This is a genomic window from Acinetobacter sp. YH12200 (assembly GCF_013418175.1).
Lineage (GTDB): Bacteria > Pseudomonadota > Gammaproteobacteria > Pseudomonadales > Moraxellaceae > Acinetobacter > Acinetobacter pseudolwoffii.
In genome coordinates this window covers 166,498-190,079 of sequence record NZ_VPCO01000001.1, presented here as the reverse complement: position 1 = coordinate 190,079, position 23,582 = coordinate 166,498, and the positions used below count along the sequence as shown (strand labels likewise).

20 protein-coding genes, 1 tRNA gene and 1 pseudogene are annotated in these 23,582 nt (G+C 43.3%); 11 read left to right on the top strand and 11 right to left on the bottom strand.

Translation table 11 applies throughout. From position 1 onward, the window contains the following. The first annotated feature begins 65 nt into the window (after positions 1 to 65). The gene (locus FTU90_RS00950; protein ID WP_005097690.1) at positions 66 to 1,181 is read left to right on the top strand and encodes a transglycosylase SLT domain-containing protein; all 1,116 of its coding nucleotides are present in this window, start codon (positions 66 to 68) and stop codon (positions 1,179 to 1,181) included. Between the two features lie 96 nt (positions 1,182 to 1,277). Here the strand turns inward: FTU90_RS00950 and FTU90_RS00945 are convergent, their stop codons facing one another. Together FTU90_RS00945 and ttcA are read right to left on the bottom strand one after the other, a co-directional pair. Further along, on the bottom strand, positions 1,278 to 1,664 hold the full coding sequence (locus FTU90_RS00945; RefSeq protein WP_004280536.1) for an SCP2 sterol-binding domain-containing protein: 387 nt from the start codon (positions 1,662 to 1,664) through the stop codon (positions 1,278 to 1,280). A gap of 203 nt (positions 1,665 to 1,867) precedes the next feature. Continuing rightward, on the bottom strand, positions 1,868 to 2,794 hold the full coding sequence (gene ttcA / locus FTU90_RS00940; protein ID WP_005097691.1) for a tRNA 2-thiocytidine(32) synthetase TtcA: 927 nt from the start codon (positions 2,792 to 2,794) through the stop codon (positions 1,868 to 1,870). A 500-nt stretch (positions 2,795 to 3,294) separates the two neighbouring features. Between ttcA and FTU90_RS00935 the strand changes: the two genes are divergently transcribed. Together FTU90_RS00935 and htpX are read left to right on the top strand one after the other, a co-directional pair. Continuing rightward, positions 3,295 to 4,167, top strand: coding sequence for a lytic transglycosylase domain-containing protein (locus tag FTU90_RS00935; RefSeq protein ID WP_005097692.1), 873 nt, complete (start codon positions 3,295 to 3,297; stop codon positions 4,165 to 4,167). Between the two features lie 175 nt (positions 4,168 to 4,342). Continuing rightward, a complete protein-coding gene (gene htpX / locus FTU90_RS00930; protein WP_005097694.1) occupies positions 4,343 to 5,248 on the top strand; it encodes a protease HtpX in 906 nt (301 codons plus the stop codon). An 82-nt stretch (positions 5,249 to 5,330) separates the two neighbouring features. Here the strand turns inward: htpX and FTU90_RS00925 are convergent, their stop codons facing one another. The 4 genes from FTU90_RS00925 to FTU90_RS00910 all read right to left on the bottom strand — a co-directional run bounded on the left by FTU90_RS00925 (position 5,331) and on the right by FTU90_RS00910 (position 12,422). Then, the gene (locus FTU90_RS00925; RefSeq protein ID WP_005169896.1) at positions 5,331 to 5,912 is read right to left on the bottom strand and encodes a DUF4112 domain-containing protein; all 582 of its coding nucleotides are present in this window, start codon (positions 5,910 to 5,912) and stop codon (positions 5,331 to 5,333) included. 74 nt (positions 5,913 to 5,986) lie between these two features. Then, the gene (mgtE, locus tag FTU90_RS00920) at positions 5,987 to 7,327 is read right to left on the bottom strand and encodes a magnesium transporter (RefSeq protein ID WP_100357860.1); all 1,341 of its coding nucleotides are present in this window, start codon (positions 7,325 to 7,327) and stop codon (positions 5,987 to 5,989) included. A gap of 133 nt (positions 7,328 to 7,460) precedes the next feature. Continuing rightward, positions 7,461 to 10,562: a multidrug efflux RND transporter permease subunit gene (locus FTU90_RS00915; RefSeq protein ID WP_180071807.1), complete on the bottom strand. Its 3,102-nt coding sequence runs from the start codon at positions 10,560 to 10,562 to the stop codon at positions 7,461 to 7,463. Between the two features lie 258 nt (positions 10,563 to 10,820). Next, positions 10,821 to 12,422, bottom strand: coding sequence for an isocitrate lyase (locus FTU90_RS00910; RefSeq protein WP_005169883.1), 1,602 nt, complete (start codon positions 12,420 to 12,422; stop codon positions 10,821 to 10,823). Positions 12,423 to 13,084: 662 nt separating this feature from the next. On the opposite strand from FTU90_RS00910, the gene FTU90_RS00905 reads away from it, so the two are divergent. From FTU90_RS00905 to FTU90_RS00895, 3 genes are all read left to right on the top strand, one after another. Continuing rightward, entirely contained in the window at positions 13,085 to 14,074 is a 990-nt protein-coding gene (locus FTU90_RS00905) for a LysR family transcriptional regulator (RefSeq protein ID WP_005097703.1), read from the top strand. 127 nt (positions 14,075 to 14,201) lie between these two features. Further along, on the top strand, positions 14,202 to 15,524 hold the full coding sequence (locus tag FTU90_RS00900; protein ID WP_005097704.1) for a hemolysin family protein: 1,323 nt from the start codon (positions 14,202 to 14,204) through the stop codon (positions 15,522 to 15,524). Positions 15,525 to 15,570: 46 nt separating this feature from the next. Continuing rightward, positions 15,571 to 15,852 (top strand): hypothetical protein, encoded by a 282-nt coding sequence (locus FTU90_RS00895; RefSeq protein ID WP_005097706.1) that lies wholly within the window; start codon positions 15,571 to 15,573, stop codon positions 15,850 to 15,852. 52 nt (positions 15,853 to 15,904) lie between these two features. Here the strand turns inward: FTU90_RS00895 and FTU90_RS00890 are convergent, their stop codons facing one another. Continuing rightward, entirely contained in the window at positions 15,905 to 16,411 is a 507-nt protein-coding gene (locus tag FTU90_RS00890; protein WP_005097708.1) for a hypothetical protein, read from the bottom strand. A gap of 174 nt (positions 16,412 to 16,585) precedes the next feature. Between FTU90_RS00890 and FTU90_RS00885 the strand changes: the two genes are divergently transcribed. The 3 genes from FTU90_RS00885 (at position 16,586) to FTU90_RS00875 (ending at position 18,344) form a co-directional block, all read left to right on the top strand. Continuing rightward, positions 16,586 to 17,314, top strand: coding sequence for a hypothetical protein (locus tag FTU90_RS00885; RefSeq protein ID WP_100355626.1), 729 nt, complete (start codon positions 16,586 to 16,588; stop codon positions 17,312 to 17,314). Positions 17,315 to 17,483: 169 nt separating this feature from the next. Continuing rightward, a tRNA-Leu gene (locus tag FTU90_RS00880) sits at positions 17,484 to 17,569 on the top strand. Between the two features lie 91 nt (positions 17,570 to 17,660). Beyond that, the gene (locus tag FTU90_RS00875) at positions 17,661 to 18,344 is read left to right on the top strand and encodes a hypothetical protein (RefSeq protein WP_180071806.1); all 684 of its coding nucleotides are present in this window, start codon (positions 17,661 to 17,663) and stop codon (positions 18,342 to 18,344) included. A gap of 32 nt (positions 18,345 to 18,376) precedes the next feature. Here FTU90_RS00875 and FTU90_RS00870 read toward each other — a convergent pair whose 3' ends face one another. The 4 genes and pseudogenes from FTU90_RS00870 to rlmE all read right to left on the bottom strand — a co-directional run bounded on the left by FTU90_RS00870 (position 18,377) and on the right by rlmE (position 22,492). Beyond that, positions 18,377 to 18,691: a DUF5713 family protein gene (locus tag FTU90_RS00870; RefSeq protein ID WP_005169878.1), complete on the bottom strand. Its 315-nt coding sequence runs from the start codon at positions 18,689 to 18,691 to the stop codon at positions 18,377 to 18,379. Positions 18,692 to 18,799: 108 nt separating this feature from the next. After that, a pseudogene (gene folP / locus FTU90_RS00865) lies at positions 18,800 to 19,651 on the bottom strand (dihydropteroate synthase). A 168-nt stretch (positions 19,652 to 19,819) separates the two neighbouring features. Next, complete coding sequence (gene ftsH, locus FTU90_RS00860) at positions 19,820 to 21,709, bottom strand: ATP-dependent zinc metalloprotease FtsH (protein WP_100355633.1); 1,890 nt, start codon at positions 21,707 to 21,709, stop codon at positions 19,820 to 19,822. A gap of 132 nt (positions 21,710 to 21,841) precedes the next feature. Next, positions 21,842 to 22,492, bottom strand: a complete 651-nt coding sequence (gene rlmE, locus FTU90_RS00855) for a 23S rRNA (uridine(2552)-2'-O)-methyltransferase RlmE (RefSeq protein WP_005097715.1) — start codon at positions 22,490 to 22,492, stop codon at positions 21,842 to 21,844. Positions 22,493 to 22,687: 195 nt separating this feature from the next. Here rlmE and yhbY point away from each other — a divergent pair, with 195 nt between their 5' ends. Both yhbY and FTU90_RS00845 read left to right on the top strand, forming a co-directional pair. Next, entirely contained in the window at positions 22,688 to 23,011 is a 324-nt protein-coding gene (gene yhbY / locus FTU90_RS00850) for a ribosome assembly RNA-binding protein YhbY (RefSeq protein ID WP_005097716.1), read from the top strand. Between the two features lie 11 nt (positions 23,012 to 23,022). Further along, positions 23,023 to 23,562, top strand: a complete 540-nt coding sequence (locus FTU90_RS00845; RefSeq protein ID WP_005169863.1) for a DOMON-like domain-containing protein — start codon at positions 23,023 to 23,025, stop codon at positions 23,560 to 23,562. Positions 23,563 to 23,582 lie beyond the last annotated feature (20 nt).

Here is a 23,582-nt window from a genome sequence, read left to right as displayed (position 1 = left end):
TGTTAAAATTTCTGGCTATGTTGGCTGTGATTTTTAGGGCATAAATTACTTGTAGCGGAGACAACATGCACAGTAGTTCATCCACTGGGTCGAGGCTTTGCCTACGATCTGTAATTTCTTCTCTCCCTTTGAAAGCACTTGTACTGAGCACTGCATTTATTCCCTTTCACAGTATCAATGCAAGTAAGACCACACTTCAGTTTGATCATGTGGTCAATAGCAATAAGCTGACCGTGGTCGCAGTCGAAAATCCGACCACCGTATTTCAGGATGGGCAACATCTGCATGGCTTCGGTTATGACCTGGTGCGCAACTATGCCAACAGTCTGAATGTGAAACTGGATTTTAAAATTGTCCCGAATAATGCCACTGCACTGCAATGGGTTGCTCAGGGCAAAGCCAATCTGGCCATGACCACCACCGATTTAGGTGAAATTGAAAATAAGCGCCTGACTTCATTCTCCGCCACCTGTGGTGATCAGTCTATTTTGGTGAGTAATGGCTTGAATACCAATTTAAATCTGGTATTTAAATCTGCCACAGATCCCTTGAGCCAGACTGCCAGTGCTTTTATCTGTAAAGGCAAACAAAGTGGTGCCATCAAGCAGCTTGCTTCATTTTATAATCAGAATGTGGTGAAAGAGGAATCTTGGACAGCCATTCAACGTGATTTGAGCAACCGGTTACCGATCTATAAAGCAAGCTTTAAACAGACAGCGCAGCAATATGATCTGGATTGGCATTTATTAGCTGCCATTGGTTATCAGGAATCTTATCTGAAACCGAACTCAGTCTCTCCGACAGGTGTTCGCGGTTTGATGATGCTGACCAATAGCACTGCTAAAGCAATGGGTGTGAGCAATCGTACCGATCCAGCCCAAAGCATTCAGGGTGGTGCCAAGTATTATGATCAAATGCTGAGCCGCTATGAGCATATTCCTTATCCAGATCGCAACTGGTTTGCACTGGTCGCTTATAATATGGGCCCAGGTGCAGTGAATCAGTTACAAAAACGCATTCAGTCACAAGGCAAGAATCCAAATAACTGGGTCAACCTCTATGCGTATCTGGATCAGAATAAAGCCAATAACGGCCGCTATCGTCAGGCAGTACAATATGTAACCCGTATTCGTGCTTATCTGGAACACATCAAGACCACACCACAATTGGTGAATATCTAAGGTCTGATGAGCTGGATTTTATTCTATCCGGCGATAAAAAAGCTTACCTCAAAGGTAAGCTTTTTTTGTGCTCATTTCAGCTGATGTTCAGCAAAATTAAGCTGTCGTATTTTCAAGTACTTTCTTGAATAGATCTTTTTGTTCCTGACTCGGTTTGGCAGTTTGAAGTGCCATCAATTGAGACATATCACCCTGTACTTTGATTTTACCGGTCATAAATGCCTGCATGGCTGCGGCCATATCAAACTCCAGAAAAACTTTACGTAACGTTTCGCCGTCCATATTCAAAGTCGTTTTGGCATTTGAAGACAAACCTTTTTTAATTGCTCCACCATCTAAAGATAGTTCAGTATTACCTGTAGTGTCCGCTACAACCAAATTAATCGCCAGGTTCGCCAAAGCTGGTGGCAAGTTTAAATCACCAGCTTGCGCAGTAAGTGTTTCTACAGTTGAAAACCAATCATCAGTTAAAAAAGCAGGCATGATCTTTCCTCAAATTATTTGTTCATTTGTGTCGACTATCCAGACGACATCATGTTGAAGCTATTATGCTCGTGCTTTGTTATATCATGATCATTAGCGCAAAGGCTAACGAATTTTGTACGCGTCGTTCAATTTTTGTAGTTCTATTTTTATTTGTTTTTCATACAGACATCAACCCGAAGGCTGATATCTGCGTACTGAAATTATTCTGCGGCAAAGCCCAGATTGACCATATTAATCCGGCGTTTCTCGCCTTCCAGCGCTTCTTCAGTCGAACAGCTGTCTTTGAAGTCAAATTCGCGCTGGCTGTCCAGCACTTCAAAGTCAAACAATTCACGATCGACCAGCTGTGATGGCGAGACATTTTGCAATGCACCAAAAATACTGTGCAGACGTTTTGGATGTGCCTTATCCCAATCACGTAACATGTCATTGATAATTGCGCGCTGCAGGTTCGCCTGAGAGCCACATAAATTACATGGAATAATTGGAAATTGACGCATTTCTGCATATTTGATGATGTCTTTTTCTTCCACATAAGCCAGTGGACGAATCAGAATGTTCTTTTTGTCAGAAGACAACAGTTTCGGTGGCATGGCCTTCAAGCTGCCGCCATGGAACAGGTTCAGGAAGAAGGTCGCCAGAATATCATCACGGTGATGCCCCAGCGCAACCTTGGTCGCACCAATTTCCTGGGCAAAGCCATACAAAGAGCCACGGCGTAGACGCGAACAGACGGCGCAATAAGTCTTACCTTCCGGGGTCAACTTTTTGGTGATGCTGTAGGTGTCTTTTTCCAGAATGTAATACGGAATGTTATTTTCTTCTAAATAACGTGGTAATACATCTTCCGGGAAGCCTGGCTGTTTCTGATCCAGATTCACCGCCACGACATCAAAGTTGATCGGTGCGATACGCTTGAACTGCAACATGATATCTAACAGGGTGTAACTGTCTTTACCACCTGAAATACACACCATGACCTTATCGCCTTCTTCAATCATTTTGAAGTCACGAATGGCATGTCCGACCTGGCGACGCAGCTTCTTCAACAAACGATAGTAGGCTGAGCTTGTTGGCAGTTCAGGTTTGAAATTAAATCCTTGTTCGGACTCAACTGGCGAGTACATAGACGAGATTCACCCATAAATAAAAATACCGCGCAATTTTAGCCGATTCAGGCCCGCATCGCATCAAAAGAATTTATTTTCATGCAAATGTCATATTAGTTTCATTTTCATGTTTTATTTAGATTGATATATTGAACGTTTCAGTTCAATTAATCAGCAAGATGCCTAGTTTTTGGACTTTTCCACAGTTGTCCACAAAAGTTGTGGATAACTTTGTGGATTGAAACGCACTTGACAAGTTCTTCGTCTCAAAAGATAAGGCTTTTCTTTAAATTGATCACTTTTTAACCAATTTAATTATTAATAAAAATCAACTAGTTAAACCTGTCAACCCTAAGGTTTTAAATTAAATCATATTTTTTTTTCTAACTCTAAAATGTAAAAAATGGCTTGCACTTACAAACTCGTTTATAAATGCAGCGTACAAGTCTTTTCATTCCGTAATTTTTTGTTAAACTCATCATTAAATTTTTCTCGATTGTGTTTACCTAATATAAACAATGAAAATAAATTTGCGTGTTTTGGGGTGTCATGGGATCAGTGCTGTGCTATTGGCGAGTTGTTGCCAGTTGGTCTATGCCGGTCAAACCATTTATCAGTTGCGCGATAGCAATGGCAGCACCTTATTAACCAATAAGAAAAGTCGCTATAACCATCTTCAGGTTGAAAAGAAGACCTATTATCCAGACAGTAATATTCATAGTTATAGCAATTGGGGTTCCAGTGAAGCTTCGGTCTTGCCGAGCTATAGTAGAAATAAAAATGCTTATGATTCGATTATTCGCCAGGCAGCGCAAACCTATGGTGTCTCTGAAGGCCTGATCAAAGCCGTGATGCATACCGAGTCCGGTTTTAATGTACAGGCTCGTTCTCCAGTCGGTGCACAAGGCCTGATGCAACTCATGCCGGCGACAGCACGTCGTTTTAATGTCAGCAATGCCTATGACCCGCAGCAGAATATTATGGCTGGGGCCAAATATCTGGCCTGGTTATTGAAACGCTTTAATGGCAATACCACCTTGGCACTGGCAGGTTATAATGCCGGCGAAGGCAATGTGGCCAAATATAAGGGTGTGCCACCTTTTCGTGAAACTCAGGACTATGTCCGCCGTGTCAGCAGCCGTTATCAGAACTTGTACGCACAGGGACTGGGCAGCACCAGTGGTACATATACCGCTTCTTCTGATACTGGTCGTGTCATTGCCAGCTCTGCCAATTATTCAACTGAAACCACGACGGCGTCCAATGTTCAGGCAGCAAAATATCAGCGTCAGATCATTGCACGAGCAGATGGTAGCTTCACTGATGCACCGATGGGTTCTTATGCCACTGCCAATGCGACAGCATCTGCAAAAATATATTTAAGTGAGTAATTTTGAAACAGCTTTGTTTTTAAAGACCTATCTTTCAATATGGACAAAAAACATACTGTCTTTTTGTAGCGAATTGCTATTTTTTTCTTGAAATCTTATCGATTTCACCTCATATTGATTTCAATGATTTACATTCAATAATCAGATTATTTTTCTGTAATAAGAGGATTTCTCAATGATGCGGATTGGTTTGTTCTTGCTAACCAACCTCGCGGTACTGGTTGTAGCTGGCATTATCTTGTCACTCTTCGGTGTCGGTAGTTACCATGGCGCAGGTGGCTTGAATCTAGGCAACCTGTTGGTCATCTGTTTCGTGTTCGGTATGGTTGGCTCAATGATTTCCCTGTTCATGTCTAAATGGATGGCGAAAAAGACCACGGGTACTGAACTGATTGACCCGAATGCACCTCGTAACCAAGCTGAAGCCTGGTTGCTCCATGAAGTTGCACAACTTTCTCAGCGTGCAGGCATTAAAATGCCGGAAGTGGGTATTTTCCCATCTTATCAATCCAATGCCTTTGCCACTGGCTGGAATAAAAACGATGCTTTAGTAGCCGTATCGACTGGTCTGCTTGAGCGTATGAACAAAGACGAGCTTCGTGCAGTATTGGCGCATGAGATTGGTCACGTCGCCAATGGTGATATGGTCACTCTGGCACTGATTCAGGGTGTTGTGAACGCCTTCGTCATGTTCTTCGCACGTGTCGCGGGTGATTTTATTGACCGTAACGTTTTTGGTCGTGAAGAAGGTGAAGCACCGGGTATTGCCTATTTTGTAATTACCATCGTACTGGATATCGTATTCGGTATTCTGGCGTCGTCGATTGTGATGTGGTTCTCCCGTCAGCGTGAGTATCGTGCCGATGAAGCAGGTGCGCGCTTGGCAGGTAAACAGGCTATGATTTCAGCATTATTGCGCTTACAGGCAGAGTCTGAAATGCCAGATGCCATGCCGAAAGAAATGAAAGCATTTGCGATTTCTGCGGGTAAAGAAGAAGGCTTTAGCCTTGCTGCCTTGTTCCAGACGCATCCAAGCATCGAACAACGTGTTGCTGCACTACAACAGCTTGATTGTGCTTAAGTAATACTATTCATTGATTGAAAAAAGCCTGCACTTGCAGGCTTTTTTATTGGATTCAATTATTCATTATTTATATAGGCCTTTATGCGCTAATCCACTGATACAACGCCATCGCACCCCACCCAATCGCAAAAACAAATAGAATCAGGAACAAGGCGCCTAAAATATCCGGGATATGAATCCAGATCCAGGCCACTACAGGATTGCGCCAAAATACAGATTGCTGCTGTTTGCGTTCCAGGCTTTCATGCAAAAAAGGGTGTACCACATGTCGATCACTGTGAATCTGATATTCTTCACGAATATGAACATGCACCACATCAAGCGCCTTGCGACTGGGACGAATAAAAATATCAAAAATGGTGCCTGCCACTGGAATAAATCCAACCACTGCATCCATCACCGCCAGTTTCATGACCGGATTCAGCTTGGCACTCGGCACCCCAATCTGTTTGGCCTTATGAATGGCATAACAGGTCAATACAAAACCGGCGATATCTCCAGCGACCGGAATCGTACTCAGCGCGGCATCTGCCCCTACCCCTTGCTTGGTAAATGGAATACGTACCACTGAATCCATCATGTTGGCAAACTTGGCCAGATCACGTTCCAGACGAATGACCTCTTGTTGACTCAGTTTTGTTTTTTGTCCAGGCTCAGGCATATGTGATTCCAAAAATAGGACTGACTTTCATCAGCATAAATTATTTTGAGACCAAAGTTGTAGCAATCTGTGAATTAAAACAATAATTTGGAAGCAACAAATAGATAAATAATCACACCGGTGGCATCACAAATAGAGGTCACCAAAGGTGCAGAGGCACTGGCCGGATCCATCTTAAACTTGTTCAGAATAAAAGGCAGACTCATGCCAATCAGGCAGCCCATCAGCACAATGCCGAGCATACTGATCGCTAGAACCACAGCCACCATGATATCCCCTCGGACATAACCCAACACCGAGACAGCCAGTGCCATGGTGCCACCCAGACACAACGCCACCAAGGTTTCCCGGCTGAGCAGGCTAAACCAGTCTCTAAATTCTACATCACCGGTGGCCAAAGCACGCACCATCAAGGTCGCCGACTGCGAGCCGGCATTACCGCCACTGCCCACCAGCAATGGCAGGAAAAAAACCAGAACAATATGCGCGGCAATGGTCTCTTCATAATGTGCAATGCCAATGCCGGACAATAGACTGCCAAAGACCAGAATCACCAGCCAAGATACGCGCTTCTGGTACAGTGTAAAAATAGGCGCAGTTTTTAAACTTAACTCAGTTAAAGGCTCAACCGCCCCTGACTTTAAAATATCCTCGGTGGTTTCGGCTTCCATGATGTCCATGGCATCATCATAAGTGACAATTCCAAGAATTTTTTTATGCTCATCGACAATGGGCAAAGCCATAAAATCATAATAGGTTAAAGTTTTTGCGACGTCTTCTTGATCATCCCCAATCTTGGCGTAAATCACATCTCTTTGCATGATCTCGGCAATGCTGGTTTCAGGACTAGCCTGAATCATCTGCCTTAAAGAGACTACCCCGATCAGCTGGTCCTGCTCATCAACAATATAAATCAGATACAGGGTTTCCTGATCTGCGGCCACCACACGCAACATTTGGATAGCGTCATGAATCGACAGATCCTGATGCAAAGAAACAAAACTGGAGCTCATCAGCGCACCAGCAGTCCCTTCAGGATAAATCGCCAGATCTTTTAGGGTTTGCCGACTCGCTTCGGACAATTTTGCCATGAGCTGCTGCTGCAGCTGTGGAGAACATCGTTTATAAACATCGACAAAGTTGTCCGAATCGAGCGCATTTAAAATCGCAATAATCTGTGCGACCGGTAATTGCTCAGCCAGACTGACTTGTTGGCTGAGTGGCATAAACTCGAATACCCGGCTCGGTTCTTTGAGTTCCTGAAAAATCCGGATCTGTTCTTCTAACTTCAAACCTTTTAAAATACTGGCCTGATCGGCGACATTCAGCTCATTTAATAAGCCAATCGCCATAGCATGGTGTTCAGAACGGATCTGTTGTTGAATATGCTGTATTTTTTCTGAAATTTTCGGCATAGGCAGTCCATGGTTATAAGCGCAAAGGCGTGGATTTTAGCATCATCCTCCGAACATTACCCCTGCTCTCAGTGCATCTAAATCATCACAGCCGGATTGAGTCAGGCTATGGATTGTTTTTCTGAGCGCACGATCATGAATCAACCGGTTCTTTTTTAGCCATTAAACTTCGAATCATCACATACATAAAGGGAATAAAAATTAGCACCAGCACGGTTCCGAAAATTACGCCGCCGAATACACTGACACCAATTTCCTGACGGCTTACCGCGCCTGCTCCCGTGGCAAAGACCAAAGGTAAAATTCCGGCGCCAAAAGCCAAGGAAGTCATCAGGATCGGACGCAGACGCAAGGAAGCACCTTCTAATGCTGCCTCCACCACCGATTTGCCCTGTTGCTGTGCCAGCGAAGCAAATTCCACAATCAGAATGGCATTCTTACAGGACAAGCCAATGGTGGTCAGCAAGGCAATCTGAAAATAGATATCATTCGGGAAGCCAGCCAAATAACTGAAAATAATATTGCCGCCAATACCAAGAGGAATTGCTGACATCACTACAGTAGGAATACTCCAGCTTTCATACAATGCGGCCAGACACAGGAAAATAAAACCTATCGAAATCAGATACAGCCAGATGGCCTGATTATTGGACTGTTTTTCTTCAAAGGATAAACCGCTCCAGACCACATCTACGCCGTCCTGTTCAGCAATCAGCGCCTCTACATCCTGCATGGCCTGACCGGAGCTGCTGCCTTGAGCCCGATCTGCTTCCATCTGTAGTGCGGTATAGCCCATGAAACGGTTGACCACTTCCGGACCACCACTCCAGTCCACTTGCGAGAAGTTACTAAAAGGCACCATTTGATTCTGGTCATTACGGACATGCCATTGTGCCAGATCTTCCGGCTTGGAACGAAATTCGGCATCGCCCTGCATGATCACTCGTTTAATCCGGCCGCGATCAATAAAGTCATTGATATAACTGCCACCCCAAGCGCTAGATAAGGTGCTATTAATTGCCGTTTGGGTCAGACCATTGGCCATGGCCTGTTTCTGGTCAATATTGACGCGTAGTTCGGCTTTTTCAGGATTAGAACGTTTACCCAGATTTTCAAAGCTTGCATAATTGCCAGCCTGAGCTTCCAGTGCCTGAAATTGCTGTTCCAGATACTGCCGGCCATTACCATTGATATCCCGAATCCAGAAATCCAGACCATCGGTTTGTCCCAGACCATTGACTGACGCGGGCATGGATACGTTGATTTGTGCATTAGGGTTACTTTGAAAATGCTTCAAAGCCCGTTCACGAATCGCGGGTGCGGTATTGTCCTGACCGGAACGTTCATTCCAGTGTTTTAATGCCACAAAACCGGTGGCCAGATTCTGGCCAGTTCCCGAGAAATTGCGGCCATAACGAATCATCACCAGACTGACATTGGCCTGTTCCTGATCCAGAAAATATTTACGAACCTCTTCTCCGACCTGAATGGTATTTTTCATCGGAGCACCTTCCTGCACTTTGATTTGCAGGCTTAAAATCCCCTGATCTTCACTCGGCAAAAAACTGGTTGGCAAAGCACGGTAAAACAGTGCAAAGACACAGATCAAGCCGGCAAAAAGCAGTAAACAAATGACCTGATGCTGAATCGTGACTTTGGAAAGATGAAGATAACGATGCTTTAAATGATCCAGCTTCTGGTTAAACCATGCCGCCCATTTTGCCGGTTTTGGATTCGGTTTCAGAATGAGTGCACACAGTGCTGGGGTTAGAATCAAGGCCACCAATAAGGATAAGGACATGGCCGCGACCAAAGTGATGGAGAACTGTCGGTAGATCACCCCGGTAGAACCGCCAAAGAACGCCATCGGAATAAATACAGCAGTTAGAACTAAGGTAATTCCGACCAATGCCCCACTAATTTCCTGCATGGACTCTAACGCCGCCTCTTTGGCAGACAAATGCTGTTCATGCATCAGCCGTTCCACGTTTTCTACCACCACAATCGCATCATCAACCAATAGACCAATGGCCAGAACCAAAGCGAATAAAGTTAAGGTATTGATACTCATGCCCAGTGCATAAAGCACCGCCATGGTTCCCAAAATCACCACCGGCACCGTTACGGTAGGAATCAAAGTAGCACGCCAGTTCTGCAAGAAAATGAACATCACCATGATAACCAGAATGATCGCTTCGATCAGGGTTTTGACCACCTCTTTAATCGACTCTTGTACAAAGGGCGTATTGTCTCGTGGATAGGCAATTTTATAGCCTTCGGGCAATTGCTGGGAAATACGGGCAACTTCAGCTTTAATCAAGTTTGAGGTGGCAATGGCATTGGCACCTGAGGCCAGAGAAATCCCAAGACCTGCCGAAGGATAACCATTATTGGTGCTATAAGACTGATAACTTTCAGCACCAAGTTCGACCCGTGCAATATCTTTTAAATAAATAAAACTACCGGCACGATCCGATTTGACAATAATATTCTGGAATTCTTCAACGGTTTTTAGACGGGAACCCGAGGTGACTTTAGCATTCAGGTATTGTTCATCCACTGCCGGCAAATCCCCAATCGCGCCCGCAGCCACCTGAGTATTCTGAGCTTCAATGGCGGCACGAACATCGCTTGGCATCAGCTTATACTGTTTGAGTTTTCCTGGATCCAGCCAGATCCGCATCGCATATTGAGAACCAAAAACATCAACTTCACCAATGCCTTCAATCCGGGAAATGTCCTGCTCCAGATGTGTCATCAAGTAATCAGAAAGTTCAATATTGTTACTGCGACCGGACTCATCATACAGGCTGATCACCATATGGGTATCGCCGAGAGATTTAAACACGTTAACGCCCTGGCGTTGGACATCTTCCGGTAAACGGTTCAATACCCCATTAATCGCATTTTGTACCTGAACCTGTGCTGTATCGGGGTCGGTACCATTTTCAAAGCTGATGCTGACCCGGCTGCGCCCTGAAGAATCACTACTCGAACTAAAATACAGTAAATGGTCAATCCCTTTAATCTGCTGCTCCAGCACCTGGGTCACGCTTTCTTCCACAGTTTCCGCAGAAGCGCCACTATAGGTTGCTGCCACCGTTATCCGTGGCGGGGCAATGTCCGGATAACGTTCCACTGGCAGGTTCATCACTGCGAACAGGCCAATCGCCATCACGACAATCGCCAATACCCCAGCAAAGATCGGGCGGTGGATAAAAAATTTAGACAGCATAAGTCCGAGTCACTTTTTAATTAAAGAGGGATGAATTTAGACCAAATACGAGCAAGCTATATCTAAATATTCAGTGACATAGCAGTAGAATGCAAGAATTAAACACATAATAACTGTGATAAAAACCAATCATGGAGAAATTATGGATGATCTCACTTGAATACTTTCTTGAGGTTGCCATTTCCTATTTATTAATAGCATTTTTCCAAATAAAAAACCCTGCAGATGCAGGGTTTTTTGGTGAATCAATTCAGCAGATTAAGCACTGAACTGGTTCATTGTGTTTTTAGCATCATCACCAGCTTTCAATGCATTGTCACCAGCGAAGATTTCTTTGTGGTCATCACCGATGTCAGAACCAGCCATTGCCTGGTGTTTAACACATGCGATACCGCCGCGGATTTCTTTACGTTGTACGCCAGCAACATAAGCCAACATGCCTTCAGAACCGAAGTAACCTTGAGCAAGTTCATGCGTAGAAAGTGCAGCTGTGTGGTAAGTCGGAAGTGTGATCAAGTGATGGAACACACCCGCTTCACGCGCAGCATCTGCTTGGAAGGTACGAACTTTTTCGTCAGCTTCAGCAGCCAGTTCAGTTGCATCGTACTCAGCGCTCATTAACTTAGCACGGTCGTAAGCAGAAACGTCTTTACCTTCAGCAACCCAACGATCATACGCTTGTTGACGGAAGTTAAGCGTCCAGTTGAATGAAGGTGAGTTGTTGTATACAAGTTTCGCATTTGGAACTGTTTCTTTCACACGGTTTACCATGTGAGCGATTTCAGCAACGTTTGGTGTCGCAGTTTCGATCCAAAGAAGATCCGCACCATTTTGCAAGCTGGTTACACAGTCAAGTACAACGCGGTCAATTTGCGTGCCTTCACGGAACTGGTACAAGCCAGAAGCAAGACGTTTAGGACGGTGAAGTTTGCCATCACGTTTGATCAGGATTTCATCTTCTTGTGCATCAGCGATATCAATTTCAGATGTTTCCAAGTAGCTGATATATTGAGAAGCGATGTCGCCTGGCTCTTTAACCACTGGGATTTTTTGAGTCAAGTCAGCGCCTTCAGAGTCAGTACGTGCAACAATGATACCGTCGTCAAGACCCATTTCAAGGAATGCATAGCGAAGTGCGTGGATTTTCGCGATGAAGTCTTCGTGTGGCACAGTTACTTTACCAGCTTGGTGACCACATTGTTTCGCGTCAGACACTTGGTTTTCGATTTGTAGTGCACATGCACCCGCTTCGATCATTTTCTTAGCTAAAAGATAAGTCGCTTCTTCGTTACCGAAACCCGCATCGATGTCCGCAATAATTGGCACAACGTGAGTCTGGAAGTTGTCGATTTGTGAAGTCAATTCAGCTGCTTTAGCAGTATCGCCTGCTTCTTGTGCTTTTTTAAGTGCACGGAACAAGTCGTTCAATTCTTTCGCGTCAGCTTGACGTAAGAATGTGTAGATTTCTTCGATCAATGCAGGAACAGAAGTTTTTTCGTGCATTGATTGGTCAGGAAGTGGACCAAATTCTGAACGAAGTGCTGCAACCATCCAACCAGAAAGGTAAATGTAGCGACGTTCAGTCGTACCGAAGTATTTTTTGTTGGCAATCATTTTTTGTTGTGCGATGAAACCATGCCAGCAACCTAATGATTGAGTGTATTTGCTAGAGTCTGCATCATAAGCAGCCATATCACGACGCATAATTGCCGCGGTATATTTCGCAATGTCTAAACCAGTTTTGAAACGGTTTTGGATTTGCATACGCGCAGCATCTTCAGGACTGATGTCTGCCCAAGTGTTACCGAATTTCGCTTTCAATTCGCGGATTGCATCAATCGCTGTTTGGTATGTAGTCATGATATTTTCCTGTAATAATATTAGGATTTTTCTGCAACGAACCGTTCAAATCACACCCTCAGTAACTTGTTTAGATTTTCGCCGGTCCGTTGGGATAGCTAAAGATTAGTGGGCTTATGAAAATTAATCCAATAGTCTGCAAGAATCTTCAGTATTTATTTAAAAAATGAGTAGATGAAAGTCTTAGTATAATCCTGTGATGTTAAAATAAGATATTGTTTTATTTTATATTTTACTAAAATAAAATTGATCGTTTTTCCTTCGGACTGCTTAAAAATACTTCATTAGACTTAAGTCTGGGCTTGGCTCAAATCCACTTTTATTAAAAAATAATCATGATTTTGAATTATTTCTTAGGCTGAAGCATTTATCAAGATAGCATACTTTTCACGCAATTATTCACGCACTCACACCTGTATTTTTAAAGTTTAAAGCTTGGTTATGGAGCTGTTGATCTGCATACATGAAAATACTGAATCTTTGCTTAGCCCGTGCTTCTACTCAGTCGAATAAAATCGTTAATTATTCAGCTTAAACCTGCATAAATTCCCTAGATTTTATCTGCTTTATCATGGCTTTTTTTTCATCGGCGCTTTACACAAAGCCCGGCAGTTATGGCATAATCAGCATAATTTCTTGTATTTATTCTCGGTATTTCTTTTATGAATCTGGAGCGGGTCGATCTCAATCTATTAATTTATCTTGATGTACTTCTTCGCGAAAAAAATGTCACCCGTGCAGCCGAACAATTGGGCGTTACCCAGCCTGCCATGAGTAATATTTTACGCCGATTACGCAATTTATTTAATGATCCTCTCCTGATCCGTTCTTCTGAAGGCATGACACCCACAGAACGTGCACTTGAGTTACAGCCACGTATCCGGGATGCGCTGGCTGACTTGTCCATGATTCTGGAACCGCGTACCGAGTTCCGTCCTTATACGTCAAATCGTGTCTTCCGGATTATGACCTCGGATTATGCCGAAGCGACGCTGGTTCCTCGGCTGGTCAAAGCCTTACGTTCAGAAGCACCGAACGTGGTCTTGGACTTTCTAACCCCGAGTGATGTGTCTTATCGTGACATGGAACAAGGCAAAGTTGATCTGGCGATTAACCGTTTTAATGAAATACCGCAAAGTTTTCATCAGGTTCTGGTCTGGCGTGACAGTTTTTCCTGTTTATTAAACAATAAACACCCCGCTGCAACCAACCTGAACTTAAAAAGCTATCTGGATGCACAGCATATCTGGGTCTCTAAAACCGGTATGGGTGTGGGCTTCGGGGTCAACCCGGAGAAACAGGCCGGTTTAGGCTGGATCGATCAGGCTTTGGAACGTATTGGCCAGAAACGTAAAATCTCGGTCTTTACCCGTCATTATCAAATGCCAGGTTTATTGGCCTCCAATGTCGATCTGGTGGCAACCCTGCCTTCACGGATCGCACGCCTGCAAGCCAAGAATCATAATTTAATTCTGAAAGATCCACCATTTTATATTCCCGAATTTGAACTCAAAATGGCATGGTGCCCTCTATTGCATCATCACCCTGCACATCGCTGGTTACGTCAGCTGATTTTGTATGTTGCGCGTCAAATGATTGAGGAAGAAAATCGTGAATTCCTGAGCAATAATTCTCAATTTTCACACTATTAAACTCAAATTCTTCTAAATTCTTATTTTTTAAGATTATACTTTGAAGGCTTGAGAGGTAGTTTTTACACCTCAAGCCTTTTTTTGTGTTAAAAATATCCCAAGATACTATTCATCCACAGGTGGATTTGTGAGCCTCTTACAAAATATCGTGATTATCTTAATACTCATCGCGGGGGCCGGTTTTTTATCTTTAACAGAAATCGCCCTCGCAGGTGCCCGTAAAGTCAAACTGAAAATTCTGGCTGAATCGGGTGAACATCGCGCTCAAAAAGTTTTAGATCTACAAGAAAATTCTGCTGACTTCTTTGCAGCCTCTCAAATCGGTTTAAATGCAGTCGCCATTCTTGGCGGTATTTTAGGTGAAGGAGCCTTCCGTCCTTATATTTTTAATTTTGTTTCCCGCTTTTACCAGGGTCCTTGGGCTGAAAATATTAGCTTTGCACTTTCCTTTACTGTCGTCACTTCTTTATTTATTCTATTTGCAGACTTGATGCCGAAACGTCTGGCCATGATTGCGCCAGAAAAGATCGCAGTCTCGGTCATTGAACCCATTCAGATTTTCATTAAAGTCTGTAAGCCTTTGGCCTGGCTCATTAATGTTATTGCCAACATGCTGTTCCGTCTGTTTAAAGTGAATACCATTCGTGATGATAATATTACCTTTGATGATATTTCCGCAGTGATGGATGCAGGTGCACAAGCTGGCGTACTGCAAAAACAGGAACATCATTTCATTGAAAATGTATTCGAGCTGGAAGAGCGTAATGTACCTTCGAGTATGACTACCCGTGAGAATGTGGTGTTCTTTACCTTAAATGAACCAGAAGAAAGTATTCGGCAAAAGCTGGCGGAATATCCCTATTCCAAGTTTCTGGTGTGTAGCAATGACATCGACAGTGTGATTGGCTATGTCGATGCCAAAGATATTCTGGTGCGGATTCTGAATAACCAGTCGCTGCTACAGTTAAATGAAAATACCATCCGTAATGTCCTGACCATTCCGGATACTTTAACTTTATCGGAAGTTCTGGACCGTTTTCGCTCGACCAAGGAAAAATTTGCCGTCGTCATTAATGAATATGCGCTGGTGGTTGGGGTGATTACCCTCTCCGACATTATGATTACTGTAATGGGCGACTGGGTGACACCAATTGAAGCCGATCAGCAAATTATTAAGCGTGACAATAATTCCTGGTTGATTGAAGGCAGCACGCCAATTGAAGACATGAAACATGCGCTTGAAATCGACTCAATGCCAGATGAGGAAAATTACGAAACACTGGCTGGTTTTATGATGTTCAAGCTGCGTAAAATTCCGCGTCCTGCCGATACCGTCATTCATGCCGGTTATAAATTTGAAGTCGTCGATGTCGATCATTTCAAGATTGACCAGTTGCTGGTGACTCGGATCATTGAAATCAATCCATTAATTCAGGAAGAATCAGAATAATCTGATTCTTCCTCTATTTTAAAATAAAAATCATAAGGATAGAGTGATGTCCATTTCTGCGCTGTTGGCTTGTTTTAGTTTTTATTCAGGACTGTATTTAATCTATTTCTTTTTTGCTCAACAACAAAATCCGCTGTTCTTGTTTTTAGCGATCATTTTATTGATTTTTGCTTGCATCATTACCCCTTATGGTTACCAGCGTCACCGTGGCCATTATGACCGAACCATGAGTTGGGGACAGTATTTGGCCATACCTTTGATTTTATGGGGACGACTATTTATCGTTCCTATCAGTTTTATTTTAAGTTTGTTTTATTCAAACCAGTAAATTCAATCATAAAAAAGCACCTAACGGTGCTTTTTTACATCTATTGAGGTGCTTAGATCTTTGTTAACAATGCATCTAAAACAGCTTGATAGTGAATCTGGATATCATCTTCTAGAATCTTGTAAGCATTGTCGAACTGCACCATAGGCCAGCCTTCTTTCCAGAATGGAAAAATATTATGCAGGTCATGGGTAACAATCGCATCTTCACGCAGAATCGCTTGTGCAATCTGGGACAGCACTTGTGCCGTTTCAGCGCCATCAATCGCCATATAGTCGATTCCGCGCGCTTTTAAAATACGGACGCGGTCTTTTTTATAACGGATTTTTTTGATTTGTGCCGTATTCAGGCCCAAAGCCAAAGATACCGCTTCGACAAATTTGTCTTCAAATGACTGATTCAATGCCACTAACGCTTCTTTATGCGCTTCCTGACGACCAGCTTTACCACCCTGACGAATCACTTCTTTCGCCTCAGTATTTAGTTCATCCTTTTTCATGCTTTGCAGGATGTCTAAAATTTCGATGTCGCTTAACGCCTCAGGAGATTGATCAGTCATAAACTGTCCTTAAAAAAATAAATCTTGAATCGGCTATTTTCGCATAATTCGTGGCTAAAAAACTAAAATCTTCGTGATTAAAGTAATGATAAGCGCTGAAAATGGATTTGTCCTGTGATTCTGCGTCAAATCGACTATAGTGCCTGTGTCTATTTCTGAATCAATCTCTGGATGATGCCCACTACCCAAGTAACTTTGTTGCTGCAGCAACTTCAACAACAGTATCCAACTGCATTTAAAGGCAATTACCTGTTCTATAGCCAGATCAAAATCCGTGGGATCTGGGATAAAGCCAAGCTTTTGATTCCCTGGGTCTTGGCAGCCATGATTTTTATTCCCGTCAGTTTGATGTTCGGTGACGTCATAAAGCAATCTTTTGTGCAAGTGAGTGAATTTCAGGCGCAAAGTTATGCCATTTTGGCGATACTGTTGTTCCTGATGTTGAGTCTCACCTTAATTCTGCAACAGGTTCAGCATTCTTCTTATTCGCTATATCAGTTATTACGCCATACCCCAATCAAGATGGCTGTGGTGATTCTACTACAAGCCTTAAATCTGTTTTTTGTACAAAGTAGCCTGCTGATGTGGAGTTTATTCTTTTTTGGAGTGAGCTTTGGCTTTATCCGTTTTTATCGGGAAAACTTGTTCCGGGAAAACAGCCAAAATACTGAACATTATCAGTTGCAACAATTACGTAGAATCTGCTTCTGGGCTTATAAACAGACCTGTATGCTTCGACTAAAATTACGTTTTTGTTCAAACAATCATCCTCAGCATGCCGAACTAAAACAGCAATTAAATCACTATGCCGAATTATATACCCAGCTGCTGAAACATGAGCATCAATACTGTAAAACCATCAAACATCTGGATGTCGACAGTTATCTGGACGAGAACTCATAGTTCGCTCTATTATTTTGATTAGCCATCTTGAATATTTCTAATAAGGGGCCTTAAAAACAGATTGATCTGCTAATTTTTTAGAGAGAAGCCACGGAATTGCTTGAAAAGAAAGCAATCATTTAGAAATGTGCTTGCCAAGCTTTATTTCGTCCTCTATTATTGCGCACATGCCCGAGTGGTGAAATCGGTAGACACAGGGGATTTAAAATCCCCCGCCCACAAAGCGTGCCAGTTCGAGTCTGGCCTCGGGCACCATTTTAATCTCTATTAAAATGGTGCAATAGAAAACCCAGCATTAGGCTGGTTTTTTTGTGCCTGAATTTTATTCTTTTAGCGCGAAATCCTCATGTCAGAATTAAAATACTTCGATCTCGCCACATTACAATTACGCCATCCAGACGCTTTTTTCCTGAAGCTGCGTTATAGCCGCTTCAAATTTAATGCCCTGCAAAATCTCCAGTTTGTGATCGCGATTAATTTACTGTCTCTTTTAATCTGCGTGGCCTGTAGCATCAGCTCAGTACTTCTGGAATATTATTTTTTCAAGAATGCCACGATCGCCTTTAATGTCACCTTGATCATGTTAATGGCCCTGCTTTATCCCTATATCTGGTATGCACAATATCAGGCGCAATTCAGCTCCAAAGCCTATAGTCAGCGCTTGCAGAACTGTCTGTATCTGCAAATTCCGATTTTTCTGGTTTTATTGCTGAATCTGTATGTAGTTCATTCAGATATGCTGGTGATCATCAGCATGATCATTTTAGCGCTTTCCTCTTTTGGCGCTGTCACCTTAGAACCTTTATTTAAAAGTTCTTGTAGTGCAATTGATCAGATCAAACTGCAAAAACTGCGGCAGCTGGCCTTTTGGGCCTATCAACAGTCCAGATCCAAAACACCGCAACCGATTCAGGACCAGTCAAATCTGCAGGCTTATTACCAGAATCTTTATCAGCAATGCATGCATGAGGAGCAAAAATTACTCAGCTCGATTCGCTTTAAAAGTTTTAAAGACTATTTCTACAAATAATAAAAAACCCTGCAGTAGCAGGGTTTTATCGATCACCATTCACGATTGGTAATAAGCTCTTCCATTTCAATCTCGAACAACCCGTGCTCTTGCACCACCATCATCATGGCTTCGGCAATATAATCTGCAGCGGTATCATCCAGAGATGAATCCAGATCTTCAAACTGCGGTTTCATGGCATTAATATCAGCAACGGTCAGATGGGCAAGCTGGTAAATTTCTTGATCTGACAAAGCTGATTTAGCGACTTTTTGGGCAAAATGTTCGATGTGCTGTTTGATTTCAGCAACCAGAATATCGGGATAATACGCATCATCGAACATGGGGAGAAGTAAATCTGCAAACATTACAGGCACTCTAAAAGATGACAATTTAATCTAAGCGTGCCTATATAGCACATTGTTGCCTGAAAGCCAAACAACATTGCCAGATGCTTACTCTCCCGCCATCAATGTCTACGCCATCTGCATGGCTTGCCAGACTCTAATCGCATCCGCTGTCGCTTTCACATCATGTGCCCGTACCATACAGGCGCCCTGCTGAATACTGAGCAAATGTGCTGTTGCCGAACCCACCGCACGCGCCTGTGGTTCTGCGCCATCTAAGACAGCCCCAATAAAGCGTTTACGTGATAAGGCAGATAAAATCGGATAACCCATTTCTGTCAATTTATAAAATTCTTGAAGCAGCTTGAGATTTTACTGAGCATTCTTGGCAAAACCAAACCCCGGATCAATCATGATATTTTCGGCTTTTACTCCTACATCCAATGCATCCTGCACACGTTGAGATAGTTCGCCAATCACCTCGGTAGTGACATCCTCATATTGATCCAGATTGTTCATGGTGGTCGGCTCACCACGCATATGCATAATGATTACCGGAATATTTAATTCAGCGGCCGTTGCTAAGGCATTGGGGCGGGTCAACGCACGGACGTCATTCCAGATATGCGCTCCGGCCTGAACCGCTGCACGAATCACTTCTGGCTGTGAAGTATCAATCGAGAGAATAACATCATGTTTTGCTAAGGCTTCAACCACAGGCACCACGCGGCGGATCTCTTCCTCTACGTCTACAACAGCGGCACCCGGACGGGTCGATTCCCCGCCGATATCAATTACGGTCGCACCTTCAGCCATCATCTCCAGCGCACGTGCAACTGCATCTTCTTTTTGATTATGCCGACCACCATCACTAAATGAGTCGGGGGTGACATTGAGAATTCCCATCACATGCGGCTGAGATAAGTCCAGTTTTAACTCACCAAATGTCCATACATGTGGTCGTAAAGGCATCAGCTGCATGTTTCCATTCTCGTTCACAATAATTCGAATATTATCTTATGGATAGAGCAATAAAGCAAAGCTCGATAAGACATTTGCCCATTAGTTTTGAGTTAAATATAGCATTCAGAAATTATCATAAAAATGACTGACATAAAAAAACCACCCGAAGGTGATTTTTTATTTAACTTAGTTGGCTGGCAATGGCGGTGGCGTTAACGGGCCATCATCTGGGGTTACATCAATCACAGGATTTTCTGCAACATAGACTTTTGGCGGTTGAGGCTCACGACCTTCCATAATGTCACGGATTTGATCACGATCAATAGTTTCCCATTCCATCAAGGCTTTGACCATCGCATGGGCAACATCTTTTTTACTTTCCAAGATATCGCGTGCGACTTTATATTGCTCATCCAGAATTCGGCGGATTTCACGATCGACTTCTAACTGGGTCGTTTCAGAAATACTGCGGCTACCAATACTGCCCATAAACGATTGCTGTGCATCTTCTTCATAGACCATGACGCCCATTTTGTCAGACATACCGTATTTGGTCACCATCGCACGTGCCATTTTAGTTGCACGTTCGAAGTCATTTGACGCGCCGGTCGACATCTGGTTAATGAATACTTCTTCAGCAATACGGCCACCAAACAAAATAGAAAGTTCATTCAACATTTTGTCTTTATAATGGCTGGTTTGGTCAAATTCAGGTAGCTGCCAGGTCACGCCCAATGCCCAGCCACGCGGCATAATGGTGACTTTATGCACAGGGTCTGTACCCGGCAAACTTTCAGCAACAATCGCATGACCTGCTTCATGATAAGCCGTCGCACGACGCTCTTCATCACGAAGTACCATCGATTTACGCTCAGGACCCATATAAAGCTTGTCTTTTGCATCTTCAAAGTCATGCATATCGACAGTGTTTTTGTTACGGCGTGCAGCAAATAAAGCAGCTTCATTCACTAGGTTGGCCAATTGCGCACCCGAGAAGCCCGGTGTACCACGTGCAAGTACTTTAACATCGACCCCTGTGACTGAAGGCAATTTTTTCAAATGCACATTCAGGATTTGTTCACGACCCTTAATGTCTGGCAAACCAACCACAACTTGACGGTCAAAACGGCCTGGACGAAGTAATGCTTTATCCAGTACATCTGCACGGTTGGTTGCAGCAATCACGATAATGCCTTCATTGCCTTCAAAGCCGTCCATTTCCACCAGCATCTGGTTCAGCGTCTGCTCACGTTCATCGTGACCACCACCCGTACCTGAACCACGGTGACGACCGACTGCATCAATCTCATCAATAAAGATGATACATGGTGCATGACGTTTTGCCTGTTCGAACATGTCACGCACACGCGATGCACCAACACCCACAAACATTTCCACGAAGTCAGAACCTGAAATACTAAAGAATGGCACTTTAGCTTCACCGGCAATGGCTTTGGCAAGCAAGGTTTTACCTGTACCTGGAGGACCGACCATCAAAACACCACGTGGAATACTTGCACCGAGACGTTTAAATTTGGTTGGGTCTTTCAGGAAGTCGACAATTTCAACCACTTCTTGCTTGGCTTCATCACAACCGGCAACATCGACGAAAGTGACTTTAATCTGGTCTTCAGACAACATTTTGGCTTTAGACTTACCAAAACTCATTGGGCCGTTTTTACCACCTGCACCGCCACCCATGTTGCGCATAAAGAACATGAATAACAAAATGATTAAAAGCACAGGGAAACTTGCAATAAGCAACTGCATGAGCAAGCCTTGACGTTGTGGTGCTTCACCTTCGACCACAACATTATTTTTAATGAGGCTTGGCATCAGCTCAGGATCCTGAACTGCCGGACGAATACTTTCAAACTCTGAACCGTTTGATTTTTCGCCACGAATTCTTTCGCCGTCAATAACAACTTGTTTAATTTGGCCAGCATTGACCGCGGCAACAAACTCTGAGTAGTTCATTGTAGTCGGTTGATTGCGGTCACTGACGTTGCTGAAGATTAACACCAGCACACCCAGTATTACGAGCCACAATACGGCATTCTTAAAAAGATCGCTCAAAGCTTTATTCCCATTCCAATCTAATTTGATCATGCCCTGTTCAGGGTGACCTTAATACTTAAGCTGTAAATTAACTTACAATTATCTGAAAACGTACAAAATGCACAATTTTTAACGACTTGGCAAGTAGACTTATTTTAAAGCCTTCTTGCGTCCCTGCCCGATCAGGAAAACTTCTTTAGAGCGAGCACGTGATGCCAAGGGTTTAGATGTTTTCAGAATATCAAAACTATCAACCACTTGCTTACGGAATTCATCAAAACCTGAGCCTTGGAAAACTTTTACCACAAATTGACCTTTGGGGCCTAGCACCTTATTGGCAAAATCCAGTGCAAGTTCACACAAGTAAATCTGACGCGGTTGATCTACAGCCTTATTACCTGATGTATTGGGGGCCATATCTGAAATTACAACGTCTACAGTACGACCATCTAAAATTTCTAGCAGTTTTTGGAAAACTTCTTCTTCACGGAAGTCACCTTGCAGAAAAGTGACATCTGGTAAAGCATCCATTGGTAAAATATCAGATGCAATCAATAAACCCTTATCGCCAACAAGTTTACCGGCAATCTGTGACCAGCTGCCTGGCGCTGCGCCCAGGTCGACCACAGTCATACCAGGTTTAATGATTTTATACTTTTCTTGCATTTCTAAGAGCTTATATGCTGCACGCGCACGATAGCCTTCCTTTTGTGCCTTTTTCACATAAGGATCGTCTAAATGCTCTCTCATCCAATCACGACTACTTTTAGATAACTTTTGGTTGGTAATGCGTGTAGCCATAACTCTCTAAATAAAAAAATGTCTCATTATTAATTGTACGTGAAAAAGACTTATTTTGCAGTATACATGTGTATCTAAATCTAAGGCTTTTGCTCTCTCCGTGGACAGATTGAATATGATTATTTCCTGATAATTTACAGCGTTTATTTTTTGCTTTTGCTATACTAAGCCGTTTTAAAATTCAGGTTATCTCTCATGGCGGCTTTATCTATTCAGGAACGTAAGCGTTTACGTCAAATCGGACATACACTTAACCCAGTCGTGATGCTAGGTGACAAAGGTCTGACGGAAAATGTCATCGAAGAATTAGCGCGTGCTTTAAACGATCACGAACTGATTAAAGTTAAAATTGTCGCTGAAGATCGTGAAGCGCGTGCAGCGCTGATTGCTGAAATTTCAGAAGCGACTGGTGCTGAAGTGGTTCAAACTATTGGTAAAATTGCACTTCTTTATAAGAAAGCGGCAAAACAGAACCAAAAATTGTCCAATCTTGTTCGTTTCGCTCATTTGTCTAACTAAGTACAGGACTTATGGCAAGTTACGAACTTAGCGCATTTGATCGCCGTTTTCAGGCCATCTCTCTGGTTGCTGCCATTGAACAGCAAGGTCCATGTAGTTTAAATGTGGGCTTCTGGATCCGCGATCCCAATCATTACATCCTGTGGCCAGACATGGTAGCTGCACATCCCCGTCAGGATTTCTTGTGGGAACAGACCTGCTTTGAAATTTTTATTGGGGTTCAGGGTGAAGATTTTTATCGTGAGATTAATCTCTCCCCTTCTCAGGCTTGGCAGGCTTATCAATTTGAAGAATACCGCTATCCTGAAGATATGCCACCACAAGCTGCAGATGATATTGAACTGAATCAGCTCAAACGTACCCATTATGGTCTCAATGTCAGTGTGGATCTGACCGATTTTATGGCAACACATAAACTCAAATGGGAAAACTTATTCCTGGGTTTATCTGCTGTTTTAAAAACCTCGCAAGGTGACCAGTACTACGCAATGCAGCATAGTAGTCCTCAGGCAGATTTTCATAATAAACGTGACTGGTTGCATGTGTTTTAAATCAATCAAACCTGTATATC

Excerpts from the sequence above, each read along its gene's own strand:
- FTU90_RS00950 (WP_005097690.1), top strand. The coding sequence starts at position 66 with ATGCACAGTAGTTCATCCACTGGGTCGAGGCTTTGCCTACGATCTGTA.
- FTU90_RS00945 (WP_004280536.1), bottom strand. The coding sequence starts at position 1,664 with ATGCCTGCTTTTTTAACTGATGATTGGTTTTCAACTGTAGAAACACTT.
- ttcA (WP_005097691.1), bottom strand. The coding sequence starts at position 2,794 with ATGTACTCGCCAGTTGAGTCCGAACAAGGATTTAATTTCAAACCTGAA.
- FTU90_RS00935 (WP_005097692.1), top strand. The coding sequence starts at position 3,295 with ATGAAAATAAATTTGCGTGTTTTGGGGTGTCATGGGATCAGTGCTGTG.
- htpX (WP_005097694.1), top strand. The coding sequence starts at position 4,343 with ATGATGCGGATTGGTTTGTTCTTGCTAACCAACCTCGCGGTACTGGTT.
- FTU90_RS00925 (WP_005169896.1), bottom strand. The coding sequence starts at position 5,912 with ATGCCTGAGCCTGGACAAAAAACAAAACTGAGTCAACAAGAGGTCATT.
- mgtE (WP_100357860.1), bottom strand. The coding sequence starts at position 7,327 with ATGCCGAAAATTTCAGAAAAAATACAGCATATTCAACAACAGATCCGT.
- FTU90_RS00915 (WP_180071807.1), bottom strand. The coding sequence starts at position 10,562 with ATGCTGTCTAAATTTTTTATCCACCGCCCGATCTTTGCTGGGGTATTG.
- FTU90_RS00910 (WP_005169883.1), bottom strand. The coding sequence starts at position 12,422 with ATGACTACATACCAAACAGCGATTGATGCAATCCGCGAATTGAAAGCG.
- FTU90_RS00905 (WP_005097703.1), top strand. The coding sequence starts at position 13,085 with ATGAATCTGGAGCGGGTCGATCTCAATCTATTAATTTATCTTGATGTA.
- FTU90_RS00895 (WP_005097706.1), top strand. The coding sequence starts at position 15,571 with ATGTCCATTTCTGCGCTGTTGGCTTGTTTTAGTTTTTATTCAGGACTG.
- FTU90_RS00890 (WP_005097708.1), bottom strand. The coding sequence starts at position 16,411 with ATGACTGATCAATCTCCTGAGGCGTTAAGCGACATCGAAATTTTAGAC.
- FTU90_RS00885 (WP_100355626.1), top strand. The coding sequence starts at position 16,586 with ATGCCCACTACCCAAGTAACTTTGTTGCTGCAGCAACTTCAACAACAG.
- FTU90_RS00875 (WP_180071806.1), top strand. The coding sequence starts at position 17,661 with ATGTCAGAATTAAAATACTTCGATCTCGCCACATTACAATTACGCCAT.
- FTU90_RS00870 (WP_005169878.1), bottom strand. The coding sequence starts at position 18,691 with ATGTTTGCAGATTTACTTCTCCCCATGTTCGATGATGCGTATTATCCC.
- rlmE (WP_005097715.1), bottom strand. The coding sequence starts at position 22,492 with ATGGCTACACGCATTACCAACCAAAAGTTATCTAAAAGTAGTCGTGAT.
- yhbY (WP_005097716.1), top strand. The coding sequence starts at position 22,688 with ATGGCGGCTTTATCTATTCAGGAACGTAAGCGTTTACGTCAAATCGGA.
- FTU90_RS00845 (WP_005169863.1), top strand. The coding sequence starts at position 23,023 with ATGGCAAGTTACGAACTTAGCGCATTTGATCGCCGTTTTCAGGCCATC.